Annotated in this window: 13 protein-coding genes; 3 read left to right on the forward strand and 10 right to left on the reverse strand. The window is 43.5% G+C overall.

The features are described 5' to 3' along the window. The first annotated feature begins 10 nt into the window (after positions 1-10). The 3 genes from rlmD (at position 11) to A3CY_RS23055 (ending at position 2,391) form a co-directional block, all read left to right on the forward strand. Complete coding sequence (rlmD, locus tag A3CY_RS0116840) at positions 11-1,411, forward strand: 23S rRNA (uracil(1939)-C(5))-methyltransferase RlmD (protein ID WP_018339114.1); 1,401 nt, start codon at positions 11-13, stop codon at positions 1,409-1,411. A 480-nt stretch (positions 1,412-1,891) separates the two neighbouring features. Continuing rightward, positions 1,892-2,080, forward strand: a complete 189-nt coding sequence (locus A3CY_RS23380) for a helix-turn-helix domain-containing protein (RefSeq protein WP_240388174.1) — start codon at positions 1,892-1,894, stop codon at positions 2,078-2,080. A 167-nt stretch (positions 2,081-2,247) separates the two neighbouring features. Further along, positions 2,248-2,391 (forward strand): HipA N-terminal domain-containing protein, encoded by a 144-nt coding sequence (locus tag A3CY_RS23055; protein WP_155828439.1) that lies wholly within the window; start codon positions 2,248-2,250, stop codon positions 2,389-2,391. 300 nt (positions 2,392-2,691) lie between these two features. On the opposite strand, the gene A3CY_RS0116850 is transcribed toward A3CY_RS23055, so the two are convergent. The 10 genes from A3CY_RS0116850 to A3CY_RS0116895 all read right to left on the reverse strand — a co-directional run bounded on the left by A3CY_RS0116850 (position 2,692) and on the right by A3CY_RS0116895 (position 14,594). After that, positions 2,692-3,135 (reverse strand): LytR/AlgR family response regulator transcription factor, encoded by a 444-nt coding sequence (locus A3CY_RS0116850; RefSeq protein WP_018339116.1) that lies wholly within the window; start codon positions 3,133-3,135, stop codon positions 2,692-2,694. A 95-nt stretch (positions 3,136-3,230) separates the two neighbouring features. Then, positions 3,231-4,145: a S1 family peptidase gene (locus A3CY_RS0116855; protein WP_240388175.1), complete on the reverse strand. Its 915-nt coding sequence runs from the start codon at positions 4,143-4,145 to the stop codon at positions 3,231-3,233. Positions 4,146-4,185: 40 nt separating this feature from the next. Continuing rightward, complete coding sequence (locus tag A3CY_RS0116860; RefSeq protein WP_018339118.1) at positions 4,186-5,346, reverse strand: TlpA disulfide reductase family protein; 1,161 nt, start codon at positions 5,344-5,346, stop codon at positions 4,186-4,188. Between the two features lie 5 nt (positions 5,347-5,351). Continuing rightward, positions 5,352-5,864 carry a TlpA family protein disulfide reductase gene (locus A3CY_RS0116865; protein WP_018339119.1) on the reverse strand — a complete coding sequence of 171 codons (513 nt, stop codon included), beginning with the start codon at positions 5,862-5,864 and terminating at the stop codon, positions 5,352-5,354. A 155-nt stretch (positions 5,865-6,019) separates the two neighbouring features. Further along, positions 6,020-7,108 carry a thioredoxin family protein gene (locus A3CY_RS22280; protein ID WP_051082754.1) on the reverse strand — a complete coding sequence of 363 codons (1,089 nt, stop codon included), beginning with the start codon at positions 7,106-7,108 and terminating at the stop codon, positions 6,020-6,022. Between the two features lie 170 nt (positions 7,109-7,278). After that, positions 7,279-7,848 (reverse strand): hypothetical protein, encoded by a 570-nt coding sequence (locus A3CY_RS0116875; protein ID WP_018339121.1) that lies wholly within the window; start codon positions 7,846-7,848, stop codon positions 7,279-7,281. A gap of 8 nt (positions 7,849-7,856) precedes the next feature. After that, complete coding sequence (locus tag A3CY_RS0116880; protein ID WP_081619496.1) at positions 7,857-9,335, reverse strand: RagB/SusD family nutrient uptake outer membrane protein; 1,479 nt, start codon at positions 9,333-9,335, stop codon at positions 7,857-7,859. 10 nt (positions 9,336-9,345) lie between these two features. Further along, a complete protein-coding gene (locus A3CY_RS0116885; protein ID WP_169503698.1) occupies positions 9,346-12,705 on the reverse strand; it encodes a SusC/RagA family TonB-linked outer membrane protein in 3,360 nt (1,119 codons plus the stop codon). Positions 12,706-12,810: 105 nt separating this feature from the next. Further along, positions 12,811-13,980 (reverse strand): FecR family protein, encoded by a 1,170-nt coding sequence (locus A3CY_RS22285; protein ID WP_018339124.1) that lies wholly within the window; start codon positions 13,978-13,980, stop codon positions 12,811-12,813. Between the two features lie 71 nt (positions 13,981-14,051). After that, the gene (locus A3CY_RS0116895; protein ID WP_018339125.1) at positions 14,052-14,594 is read right to left on the reverse strand and encodes an RNA polymerase sigma factor; all 543 of its coding nucleotides are present in this window, start codon (positions 14,592-14,594) and stop codon (positions 14,052-14,054) included. Positions 14,595-14,596: the final 2 nt, after the last annotated feature.

Below are 14,596 nucleotides of genomic sequence, written 5' to 3' on the forward strand. Positions count from 1 at the left end.
AATTGGAAATATGCGTGGTAAAAAGCCCCTACTGGAAAACGTTGAAATCAAAAAAATAGCAGCCGAAGGAAAATCCATCGCTTACGTGGACGAGAAAGTATTGTTCGTTCCTAATACCGTCCCCGGCGACATCGTGGACGTGCAAGTCACCCGAAAACGCAAGAGTTTTCTGGAAGGCTACATCGTTAATTTTCGGAAATACTCCGACATCCGCACCAAGCCTTTTTGCGCTCATTTCGGCGTGTGCGGTGGTTGCAAATGGCAAAATTTGCCTTATCAACTTCAGACCGAATTCAAGCAACAGGAAGTCATCGACAACCTGGAAAGAATAGGCAAAGTCGAATTGCAAAACATTGCCCCCATCATCGGTTCGCCCAAAACCACTTATTACCGGAACAAATTGGAATTTACCTTTTGTAACAAACGCTTCCTCACCCGCGAGGAAATAGCGGAAGGGAATGACCTCAATCGTACCCCGGCAGTCGGATTCCACGTGCCGGGACTTTTCGACAAGGTGATTGATATTGACACGTGCTACCTTCAGGCAGAACCGTCAAACGCCATCCGTAACTTTGTCAGGGAATACGCTCTCAAGCGAAGCTTGAACTTTTACGACATCCGGGAGCAATCCGGTTTCCTACGCACCTTGATCATTCGCACTTCATCCACCGGAGAGGTGATGGTCATCGTCACTTTCGGCCGAGAAGACCGTGAAGCGAGGGAAGCCCTGCTTCACGCTCTCGCGGAACAATTCCCGGAAATCACGTCCCTGATGTACGTGGTCAACGAGAAAATGAACGACACGATTACCGACCAGGAAGTAGTATGCTTTCACGGGCAGGATCATATTTTCGAGCAGATGGAAGACTTGAGATTCAAAATAGGTCCGAAGTCCTTCTATCAGACCAACTCGGAGCAAGCCTACAACCTGTACGCCAAGACAAGAGAACTTGCCGGACTTACCGGGAAAGAAGTCGTGTACGACTTGTACACGGGTACAGGAACCATTGCCAACTTCGTCGCCCGCAACGCCCAAAAAGTCATTGGCATCGAATACGTACCGGAAGCTATCGAGGACGCCAAAGTAAATTCCGCCCTTAACGGTATCGAGAACACGTTATTCTATGCCGGAGATATGAAAGATGTCTTGAACGAAGAATTTATCGCTCGACACGGTCGTCCGGATGTCATCATCACAGATCCTCCCCGTGCCGGTATGCACAAAGACGTCGTGGACACCATCCTGAAGGCAGCCCCGGAACGTATCGTGTACGTGAGTTGCAACTCCGCCACGCAAGCCCGGGACTTGAATCTCATGGATGCCGACTACAAAGTCATGGCTGTCCAAGCGGTCGATATGTTTCCCCACACGCATCACGTGGAAAACATCGTTCTGTTGCAACGCAGGTGAAAGAGTTGCACCCGGATCTCGTGATGATTAGGACGAGGAAGGGAAGGGATGGAGCCACTCCACAGGTAGATGATTTCAATAACATTTGTGCAGCGCTTATCCCATGAGATACCGTGCAGCCGATGGGTAAATGTTGTATTGGAGTTGTTGCTCGTCCTCTCCCTTTTCTCGACCTGTTCACGGCTTGTCCTCCTTAAGAACGCCTCTAGTCAATAAACTTAGATCAACATCGAGAATAATAACGCCTGCAAGCTTGTCCTCGACAAGAAATCCCATGTAGAGCGGAATGGTGACATCCAAGGACATCGGCACATACAACACCTGTCCCCACAGCTGCGCATATTACCACACTAATAACAGCCCCTTTTCTGCCCGACAAAACTTCATCCGGCATCAGCAACATCCCTATAACGACTCTATTCTTTGATTTGCATATCTCGGAATAATTGATTGTATTTGTAACATAATAGTGATAGTATTATGATACAAAATACAAATAATGATAATATATTATCTTTATTAGATAGCTTTACGCTGGATAATGCAGATGATATCGCTCGTCAAATCGCAGCGAACTTCCGTAAACGGCGTGTAGAGAAAAACATTACCCGGCAACGCATTTCTGAACTGTCTGGAGTGCCCTTATCTACCGTGGCACGCTTCGAGTAGAAGGGACTTATTTCTTTCGATTCGCTTATCAAGTTGGCAATGGCCCTAGGCTATGCTTCGGATGTCCGCAATCTATTCGGCATATCCAAATTTGACACAATGGAGGAACTTGACATGATTCGTCGCAAAAGTGGCGACAAAAGGGCATACGCTAAAAACAAGAAGAAATGAGAAAGACAGAAAAACTGAAAGTCATGTTTCGCAGGCAGACGGTGGGCATATTGTCGCTTACGCCGGATAACCGTTTGAATGTCTTCGAGTACGACAAATCATGGATTACCAGCGGTTTCAGCATATCATGCTTTAGTTAGATCCAATTATCCAAACATACAGAAAGGTATCAAAAGAGAGTCTATGTATTTGGAACAATTCTTTCGCAACCTATTGATAGGAGAAAACAATGAGTTGAGGAATCGTTTTATGATAGTCAATGCGCCCGAAAACATGGTCACCTCCACCCCGACAAGCCTCGCCAGAAATATCTGTTAACTATTAAAGGATTGGCAGTGTATAACTCTAACAATCTGAAATAATAATAGACAAGAACAATTCATATATACGCACATTAAACCTGCACCGGGAAGTTGTTTCCCGGGACGGATTATTTATGTTTATTTGTTGTTTTCAAGAGAGCGGGATTTATGCAATCCTTTCACTTTGCCGAGGAACCGGAAACGGGAGTGGAAGTCGTCGCGGTAAGCAGAACTTACCAGGAAATCCTGCTTGCCAATATAGATTGTGTTGCCGATCACCCGGTCCACGAGGTCCAGACAGACGGCGTAACCACGGTGTACCCGAGCAAATCGCTCGGGAGGAAGTGCCGCCAGCACTTCTTTCAACGGGTGTATCACGATGATTTTGGTGCCATTCTTGAAATAAATGTAACAATAAGCCCGATCCGCTTGCAACCAGGCGATACTCGAGAACAAGACCAAACGGTACGAGCCATTACTCCAAACGAAAATACGATCGTTCATCAAACGATCACTTACCACGGCGGCAGGTTCTGCCGGGAGGCTATTTTCTATCTCTATATTATTTTGTTTCTGTGTCATAATCTTTTAATATTATGCCCCAGGAAACAAGCCTCCCGGCAAGTAGTCAATGATACACCACATTCCCCAAAGTGGGTATCAAAAAGCATGAATTATCAACCTTCGATCAACCGACGAAACGCACTCACCGGAACCGTCAACTTCACGTTCATCTGCAAATAATAAGGAGGTTGATGCGAATAATATATCGCACGTATACAAGACACCATCGCCACCATATTCCCCCGGTCATCCATGATCGGCCCACCACTTGATCCCTTGGCAAAATCAGCCGTCATTTCCATCCGATTAGCAAAAGGATCTTCGGGATTCAACGTGACCGTCCGAGAGACTATTCCTCGCGTGTAAGTGTACGGGTATCCCTCTGGATTACTCAACAAATGCACGTCTGACCCTATCGGCAAATCTCGCCCTACAGGCATCGGAACCAACACATCTCCACGGGTATCTATCCTAAAAAAAGCCATGTCCGCCGCCCGGTTAAAACTCAAAACTTCCATAATTGGATACACCCGGCCATTTTCCGCGGCTACAAACATAACACTATCCCGCGGATTCAACTTCACTCCCGCATCTAACAATTCCCCAAACACGTGGTAATTCGTCACACAAATTCCATCCTCAGACAACACGACAGCCGTAGCCCAATCCGTGACCATTTCCGGCCCTGCCATAGCCCGTAAATATTTATTCACCGTCAACACACTTTCACGCCTCCGCTCAATAATTTCTTCCGGTAGCAGTTTGCGTCTTTCCTCTCTCCGAAGTTTAACATTTACCGGAGCACTCTCTTTCACCTCCAACACCTGTTTCTTCAACTCGTTTATTCCTTTAAATAAGGACATCACGTTCCCCCGTTTTAATGAATCAAGCAAAACCGCCTCCCGACGAGTATAATCGCGATAAACAACACCCCCTTCCTGTTGTGCCCGACAGGTTGTACCGATCAAACTCCCCAACAATACGACACATAATAATCTACAATAATATCCCATAACTCTATTATTCATCCGTATGACATTACAAAACATCTCTCGTTTTCCTTACCCCCTACCTTGGTTCAAAAACTTGCTCTAATACCTTTTCTAACTTTTCACCTCTCAAATCCACCGCCAAAATTTTTCCTTCCGGATCCATCAAGAAATTACTGGGGATTGCGCTCACCCCGTATAACTTTGCCACATCAACGCAACCGCTCCCTAAACCGGACAATTGTATCCAAGGCAAAGCATCTTGTCCGACAGCATTTTGCCATGATTTCCTGGAAGAATCCAAGGAATACCCTATCACCATAAAACCTTTCTCTTTAAAACGTTCGTACACTTTCAACACATTTACATTCTCCCGACGACAAGGCCCGCACCATGATGCCCAGAAATCCAATAACACATAATGTCCTCGAAAAGAACTTAACGCAACTTTTTCACCCGCAAGATTCTCTGCCGTAAAATCGGGAGCCAGATTACCCGGTTCGACGGATAAAGTTGCGGACAACAATTCCTTGTATTTCTTTCCCGGGATCGAATTTTTCACCCCTTCACTCAATGATTCAAATAAAGGAAGAATCGTTGACTTTTCCCGGGCAATATTGTAACTCCTTGCCAACCAATCCAACGACACGAAAGAGCCCGGGTGACTATCAAAATACCTTTTCTCGACCTCAAACTTTTTCTTCCTTACAACTACATTTTCCCTGTTCAAATCATCTAACGCCTTCCCGTCCCTATCCCGGTAAGCCTTCCCAAATCTCTCGCGATAGCCATCCAACCAATCACGATAAAAGCGAATGCTATCCGTGTAAACCCGGAAGTCATCATTCGAGGGTGTCCCGCTCACCACTGCCCCTCTCAACGTCTTATTCGCGACAACCCGTATATCTCCTTTTTCAAGAAACACGAATATCGCATCGTCCGTGTAATCCACGCCTTCCTCAAAGGCTTCCGGCTGTCGTTGATTTCCCCGCATCACTCGCATCAGTGCTCGTTGAGGATAAGCGACACGTCCTTTCATCATGAATTTTTCCCCCTCGTAAACAGCGGAATCCACCCGAGCGCTATCATTTTCGCCTTTATAAAACAAGTAAAGCTTATTCCCGAGATCAGTTTCCGACATCGTGACCGTTAACGAAAATTCTCCTTCCCTCGCGAACCGATTACAACCGCACAAGAGCAAGCCACAAATCACCAATACAAGTATCTTATTAAAAATCATATATTTTACAATCCTTTCAATTTACTCAATATTTTCTCAAATTTCACATCCGAAGGTTTCGGCAAATTCAAATCTACCACCCGCCCTTTCTTATCCAACAATATCAAACGGGGAATCGCCACAACTTGAAACGCTTTCATGAAATCGCCATTCCCCGCCCACCATTGTTTGACAAGTTTCGTCTGCAAGAAACCAAGTTCATTTTGCCATCTCCTTTCCGATTGGTCACAGGATACACTCACGAATACAATATCCTTTCCCTCGTATTTTTTCTCCAACTTCTTCAAATTCGGGAATTCCCGCTTGCATGGATAACACCACGAAGCCCACACGTCCACGACCACATACTTCCCTTTGAACTGTTCCAAAGTCACCTCTCGCCCCTCCACATCCTTAAAAACAAAGGCAGGGCACCGGTCACCTTTTTTCAAAACCTTTGTATCGTCCACCTCCTGGCTCCATCCCCCGAAAGGGAGCAACAACCCTACTCCAAGTATTAATAACAATCTCTTTAACATACTACATCTCTTATCATTAAAATTTCAAATTCCGATTTGGAATCACACAGCTTGCGGTCTCGATTATTTTCAACCATCGTCACGTTCCCTTCCCTCGCGATAAATTAGAGGAGCCCACGAACTTACATTTCATGGACTCCACGAAACTCATAAAACTATAAATTCGGAATCATGGCATTGGCAAAATTCACCAACCCGTCCTTCAATACTACATTCTTTACCCGCTTAGACAAATCTCTCGACATTTTATCCAATTCCTTCTTGTGCGCATCACTCCATTTCCCCTTCAACGTCAATATCGGGTGAAAATACAGATACGCCAACTTCTCGTCAGACATCGAGGTAAACAATTTTTTACACACGGGTAAAGCCTGTCCGGCATCCTTCGTGATCATAGCTTTCGCCAAAGTCACGTAATCCGACAAATCCTCCCGTCCCGGCAAGTTACACGCCTCCAACCGTTGTTTAAGCTTCTCCACATCAGCCAATGAGGCATTTTTATTCCGCCCGCGAAGAATATCTTCCAATTGCGTTTCCAACAATGCGGCCAACTTGGCATTCACGTTTTTTTCTCCCACTCCTTTCCGGAAATTATCCGCATGATCCAACAAATAATTCACGTTCTCCGAACCGATCGGCGAAATATTAATATCCTCGTAAATAAACCAATAGGTACCAAAAGACTTTTGACTATCATTCATTGTTTTCAACAACTCGCTTGAAACTGCCCGAGCTTTGTCAAATTGCTCCGTAGCCTGCAACGCCTTCAAATACGACAACACGAAGCGGGTCATTCGATGACCGTTAGCGTATAACGAATCCATCTTCACCGTCGAAATATCTCCCAAAGCTAATTTCACCTTGTAAACGAACTCCTCGCCCGTCGTGGTCATTCCGACAAGCGGCTGAATCAAAGTCCCATCCGCTTTTAACAACAAAAATGTAGGATAAGCCTCCACGCCATACTTTTTCGCGATTTCAGGACCTTCGCCTTTTTCCATGTCATATTTCACACACACGAATCGCTCGTTCAAGAAATCTCCCACTTCCTTCAACGGCAATATTTTTGAAGCCATCATTTTACACGGACCACACCACGAGGTGTAACAATCTACCAGCACCATTTTACCCTCACCTTTTGCTTTCTCCAAAGCTCCGGCTAAATCCAATTCTTGAAAATTCGTCTGGGCAAACAAGAACGACATTAAAAACATACAGAAAAATAACAATACTAACTTTTTCATATCACCATTTTTTTATCATAATACACTTTACCAAGACCCATATATCACACCTTATGGATCTCAGATATTTATAAACTTTATTAAAGAATTTCTTGTTTCAAAAACATCCCTTACAAGGGAGTTCTATTCAAGTTTCAGGGTTAGTAAAATTAACCCTGAAACTTTCTATCTTACCAACTCCATTGAGTAAACGTCAATTTCGCTCTATAAAAACGAGGATCTAAAATTTTCAATTCATCCGTAGGCACAATCTCAAAATGCAAGCAATATTGCATCGAGAACTTAGAACTTCCAACAAAAGCTTCCGGATCCCGCATCATAATCACCGGAACATCCACATAAGAAACAGCAGGAGGAATCACGTAATATTTCTGCATCTCAGGATCGTCAAACGCTATATAATTCACTCCCGGAACAGCCACTTTTACTCCTCCCGTGTAATACGAAGAAGAATCTATTGCCGAAAGCGTACTCTGCTTCAATGAAAAACTACGTTCTTTATCACTTAGGTTTCCCATCACCAGAATCCTAAACCATAATGTATCTCTCGGGCTTGAATTTGACAAGGAACCCGACTGAACGGAACTTCCTCCCGGGTACGGATCCGCATCGTAAGGCCCAACCTGGTCATAATAGAAATTAATTCCATCCGGTCCCGTGTAAATAGAAGGCACCACTTCTTCCGTGCAAGCACTCCACAAGCACACGCTGCACAATATCGTAATCCATGCGTTTTTCATCTCATTCACTATTTTTCTGTTATAAATTCAGCTTCCGGTATAGGTACAATATATTGTTCCTCGGTACAATCCGTTATTGCCCCCACCATACGTCTCACGTTATTCCGTTTATACATCCCAAAATTCTGCCCTTCTCCCACGTATTCACGTACGCTTTCCAAAATCACCCGATCTTGTCTGTCATTCTCTGTCAGAGGTATATAAGAAATATTTCGGGCAGCACAATACTCCTCGTAAACCGCATTGGCTTCCTCCAGCGTACCACATTCCATGATAATAAAATACATCTCGGGCAAACGTACTATCGGCGAATTCATCTTGGCCCCGGAAGTCGTACTACTGGAAAAGTCGCTATATTTCCCGATTGTAATGGAAAGGACCCTATACTCCGGCAACATATTTCCCTCGTCATCATACCATGATCCCGCTCCGGTTCGCCAAAAATGCTGATAACGCAAATCATCCTTATAATCCGCACCATACAGCACTTCACCAAATTCAGGAACATTAGAAAGCGAAAGCCTCCGGTAACTCCAAGATGACTCATCAAAATAGAACTTGTCACACTTTACCCCGCATATATGCTCCGTGTAATGTGTTTTATCCGTCGTATAATAATTTGTCACGTCATCCGACGGTGTTGTCAAACGAAAATGATTCTGCATCGTACCATAATTATCATAACTCGCATCCTTTACCAACTTGGCATACCGTAATGCTTTCGTCTTATCCCCCCTCCACAAAGCAGCACGGGCTTGTAATCCCAACACGCCATAATAATTCAAACGGCTTTTACGATAAGGCCACTCTGCACTCGTGTACTCCGTATTTGAAAATGATGTAGTCAAAACCGGCTCGTATTGCGCTAACAAAAATTCCGCACTATCCAAATCCGCCTGTACATAATCCATAAATTGATCAAAAGTATGATACTCATAGTTTTCATTACTATTCACACGCACGTAAGGCAAATAAGTTTTTGCCGGATCGGTCTTCGATGGAACCGGACCATACACGCGCAATAAATCAAGATGAGCACAGGCTCTCAAAGCAAAAGCCTCCCCTCGCACGATAGCGTACACTTCCGAGGTAATATCATCCCGATTTTTCACCATTTCATTAATCAACGAATTTAAATTAGCAATAAGATTATAAGATTGCATAAACGCTGACTTGTTTACGTTTTCCTGGCTATCCGTCTGTCCATACGTGTGGTTGGACCACAAATAACCATCTGTTCCCGATGCAAAAGAATAAGTATTTGCCATCTCCTCGACAATTCCCCCTCCCACCATAGCACTTGTCGGTCCATAAATATATTGGGCTATATAATAGGCTCCATTCAAACCTTGTTGTACGCCATCATCCGTTGCGAATAAGGTTTCGGCAGTCATGGAAGTTTCCGGTTGTATTGTCAACCAATCCGTGCAGGCCTCACACATCAATACGCCCCACACTCCTAATATATACATAATTTTTCTCTTCATAGTTCAAAATTTAGAATGTACAAGAAATAGAGAAATTCGGATTTCTAGAGAACGGATAATCAGTACCTCTCTCGCGTTTTATTGTTGAAAAATAGAATATATCCGATAGACTTGTTGAAACAGCAATACTTTCCACCCCTATTCTTTTTAACCATTTTTTGGGGAAAGAGTAATCAATATTGATATTATTACAGCTAAACACGTTATCCTTATGTACAAACGCATCGCAAGTGAACGTACTTATATCACTGAAATCTCCGTACTGGCTTTTATAACGTGCCTGGTCACCTGGTTTACTCCAGCCGTACTTCAATAAGCGTCGATCCAAATTCGAGGAAATAAATATGTTTTCTCCTTTATTCAGTTCTGTCATATTAATTTGTTTTCCTCCCCATTTCACACCAAAACCAACCGTGATTCGCAAACCACTCCAGGCAAATGAAGTGCTGATATTTCCATTCAACTTAGGCTGACGGTTTCCCAGGTACACCAAATCATCGGCCGTTTGCTCCAACGTGGTGGTCACGCCATCTTTCTTCAAAAATATACGCTGTCCGGAAGTAGGATCAACTCCCACGGTACGCAAGCCGTAAATCGCATCCAAGGATTTCCCTTCCTGATATTTCACCAGATCAGCTGCCGTAGACATACTACGTTGATGAGACGCAATTAATGTTTTGAATCCTTCCGACAATTTCACCACGGTATTCCTATTATTACTAAATCTCACGTTCACATACCAATTTAATTTCTTCGCTTCATTCCTGTAAAGATTACAACTGACACCCCACTCCAATCCTTCGTTACGTATCTTTCCAATGTTTCCTTTTATCGCATCAAAACCGTGTGAAATGGCAAGATACATATCCGTCAACGTATTATTTGTCAATTTATTATAATAATTAAAGTCGAAAGAAATACGCTCGCCAAAAAGCTTCAACTCACCCCCGACATTATGTTGAAGAGTATTCTGTTGTTTCAAATCAGGATTGGCAAACGAACTTAAAGTCCAACAAAGCCCACCCAGATAAGTGTATGAAGAATTTCTATTGAATACTTCCATGGATACGGAAGGTTCAACAAACATATTTCCGGAAATCCCGACCGAATAACGTAACCGAAAATGACTGATAAAAGGAAGATTATCCTTCATAAAAGATTCATTACTAATCAACCAACCGGTCCCGAAAGAATAATAAGGAGAGAAACGGCTATTCGCACCGAACGAAGATCCCCCGTTATACGTGAAAGAAGCATCCACAAAGTAACGTTGATCATAATAATAATTAGCCGCAACACTTAATGATGCCCTGCGTGATTTACTCTTATCTCCCGAAGCACCTCCAGTCGTAGGATATCCCATTGACATTCCCGGATGACTCACGTTAGAAGCGATAAAACCTTTAGCCGTCCAATGAACACTTTCGGATACCGATTCTGATAATTCCCCATTGGCTCCTAAAGTTACCATGTGTTTGTCATTAAATACCTTTGCATAATCCAATCTCAAACTCAATTGCCAATCAGACATATCTTGATCACCACGGGCAAAAGATCCTTTTTGTTCCACTTCAGTTATAGATGCAAAATTTTTATGATTAGGGGGATAATAGGTATCCATTCTTGTACTCTTACGGGTTAAACCTAAGCTAAGCATAGAACTAAATCCTTCCATGATATCAAAACGCACCTGAGTACTGCTTCTCACGTTAAAATATTTCGATTTATTCCATACTCCCACTTCTTTATCATATACTGGATTATCAATACCACCATACGTTGATTTTGGATGATAAAAATAATCAATAGGCTTACCGTCTTCATCATAGGGTTTCCAATAACGATTCATTGCCGCATAGGAAGAAAATTCTCCATAAGGAGAGTCCTGATTATTATTTATACCTATGGATAAACCTTGAGAAATATTCCATTTATTTTTACGGTACCCCAAGGATATCGTGCCATTAAAATTTTTACGGTCGGATTCTTTCATTACTCCTTTCGTATCCTGGTATGATAAATCAAGCGAGTATCTCCAAGCCTCTTGGCTTCCCATAAAACTCAATATATGAGTTTGCCCCACACCAGTACGAGTCGGCACCTTCAACCAATCATAATTTATCCCGTCAGCAATCGCATTTTCAATCTCGTCATACGCATCTTGCACGGATTGTCCATTAGGTAAATACGAATTCAAGTTATCCCACACGCCATAAACTTTTTCCATCTCGAACTTTTCCTTGGCTGTCATCAGATTATCATAGGTTCCCAAATCCGGTAATTGAATGTTAACCCGCCCTTCATACCTCACGGTTAATGCCCCGGCATTAAGCCGTGTTGTAGTAATCACCACGACACCATTCGCCCCGCGTGCACCATAAAGAGAGGTCGCACTTGCATCTTTCAATATCGTGATACTTTCAATTTCATTCTCGTTCATATCCATCACACGCTCCAACTCGACCTCGAAACCATCCATAATAAATAAGGGCTGATTATATTCCGGGCGAGATTTTTGATTTTGAAGATCCGTTAAATCCAACATTGTCGAAGCTCCTCGCAATTGAATCTCCGGCATCACGTTCGGATTCGAACCGGCCTCATTATTTTGAATAATCCGAAAACTCGGATCAATATTCGCCAATGTCTGAAGCACATTTCGAGAATAATTTACCTTTAAGTCCTCTTTAGTAACCACAGACACCGCCCCCGTAAAGCTCTCTTTCGGCTTATTGAAAATTCCTGTCACAACGACCTCTTCCACCTGCTGCAAATCCTCCTCCAACACGATCTTCAACGTGTCCGTTTTTTCCGTGAAATCTATCTGTTTCTTTTTATATCCCACGAAAGAAAATTCCAATTTTCCACTCTTCATGGGCAGCTCGATAGCAAACCATCCTTTCGTGTTAGTTGAGGTTCCTAACGGAATCCCAACCACTTTCACGGTCACTCCCGGAAGAGGTTGTTTCTGGGTGTCATACACAAACCCTTTCACCCGCACGCTTTTTTGTACCGATTCCACGTTATCCTTCCGAGGCACGATCAAAATAATTTCCCCTTGTGCAATTGCAACCAAACGAGTTCCTTGCAACACGGTTTCCACCGCCTTGATCACTTGAACGTTTTCCAAATTCAAAGAAACTTGTTTGTTCGCCTTTTCAAGCTCTTCCCGTTTGTAACTGACCGAATTTCCACTCAAACGATTGATTTCCTTCATCGCGTCAAGGAGAGTTACCTTGTCCAATTTCAACGAAATTAATTTACCACTCTGCTGCCCGAATAGCAAGGGCGAGGTAAGCATCATCCAAATCAGCATACTGATCACCGATAATCGCCTACACGAAGCAGAAAACATCTTCGGATGTTTCATTTCATGATTTTTTTGCATAGATTTGTAAAATATTAGTTTTATAATTTCTTGGTTTCCCAAGAGGTTGAATGACCGGGGCATCTTCCACATGCCGCCGGTTATTTTTTAGTATATATACACTGTCGTTCCCACGATCTCGAAACGAGGTCCTCCCAATAAGGTCAACGTACTCAACACGCTTCCCAAATCCTCGTTCCGGTTAATCTTACCCGTGAAGGTATGCCTAGCGTTTCGGTCGCCTTTCCACTCGTAAGTCACGTTGTACCAGCGAGCCAACATTCGCATCACGCTCTCCAGTCTGTCGTCGTCCAGCATGATTATTCCATCCCGCCAAAGCGACTGTATATCCATGTTTACCTTCTTCACACCAATATTATCGGAACCGATTTCCCAGCTTGCTTGCATCCCCGGCAGCAACACCTCTTTCAACGGGGTATCATTCACTGATACCTCTACCCGCCCGGTAAATAAGGTTGTTCGTATAGCGGGTTCGTCCGCATACGCCAAGATATTAAAAGAGGTCCCAAGAACACGAGTCTGCATCTCTCTAGCGTTCACGATAAACGGTCGTAGCGAATCGGGAGTCACTTCAAAGAAAGCCTCTCCCTTCAAATAAACGTTCCTATTCCCTCCTGCAAACTTTGCCGGATACCGCAATTCCGATTCGGAATTCAAAAATACCTTTGTCCCGTCGCTTAACACCAACGAATAAATCCCCCCCCGGGGTACAACGATCGTGTTATATTCAACAACGGTCTCTTGTACATCGTCCTTCATTTCATAGACGACTTGCCCCATCTGAATATTAATATTCGAGGAAGCCGTGGTCACTAACGTATCACGCTCCTGCAAGGCAATTTTCCTGCCATCATCCAAAAGCAATAACGCCCGCATTTTCCCCGATTCTATCACCGCCATCCGCACAACATTCTTGTCCTCTTTCATTTGTTTTAAACCGAACCACAATCCCAAAGACAGTAACAAAGCCACCCCGGCAACATAAGCCAACCACCTTCTCCATCCGATTGATTTCTTTTCTCTCGTGAGTCGATCCAATCGCTGCCACTGATCTCCCGGATCAGACAATCTAATGATCTCCCGGAACTCGGCAAGGCTTTGTCCACCCACAACCTGCTGAAACAATTCCTCATGTTCCCTGGATTCCTCTAACCATCTTCGCAATTGTTGTTCTTCCTCTTCACTCAATTCATTCTCCTTCAACAACTTCTTCGCCACGATGTCCGCAATCTCTATTTCATCCCTTATATTATCCATATGCTTTTCTATAAATTACACCCTATAATTGCGTAACTCAAAAAAGCGGGTGAATAGAATGGTGATTTTTTTTACAAAAAGAATAAAAACATCCGCAAATGCTTCAATTTTTCCCTCAAAACCTGATAACCTGCTTTTTTCAATGTCTTCACCGTATTGGGAGAAATCTGCATCTCTTCTGCAATCTTCTCCACGGTCATTTCCTGCATACTCAACTCAATGACTCGACGGGTCTGCGTGGGAAGTTCCCGAATAGCCTGTTGCACCTGTCCACATATTTCGGCTGAAATCAAGATGTTATCCTCTGTCGTACTTTCCTCCCACTCGATACTTTCCAAGATGCGTTTCCGGTTAGCAGTATCACGAATAAGTGCCAATACCTTGTTTTTAACAACCGTGTATAAATAAGTCTTTACCGCTAACAAGTTATTGAAATTACTCCGATTACCCCAAAACAAGACAAAGGTATCCTGAATAATATCCTCGGCCTGTTCCTTATCGTGTAATATCTTGTACACGTAATAAAACATCCGCTGATACAGCTCCTCGTGCAACTTTTTAAAAGCAACCCGGTCACCTTTTGCAACTCGTTCTATGTGTGAGTTATCAAGCATTT

The organism is Butyricimonas synergistica DSM 23225, assembly GCF_000379665.1.
GTDB lineage: Bacteria > Bacteroidota > Bacteroidia > Bacteroidales > Marinifilaceae > Butyricimonas > Butyricimonas synergistica.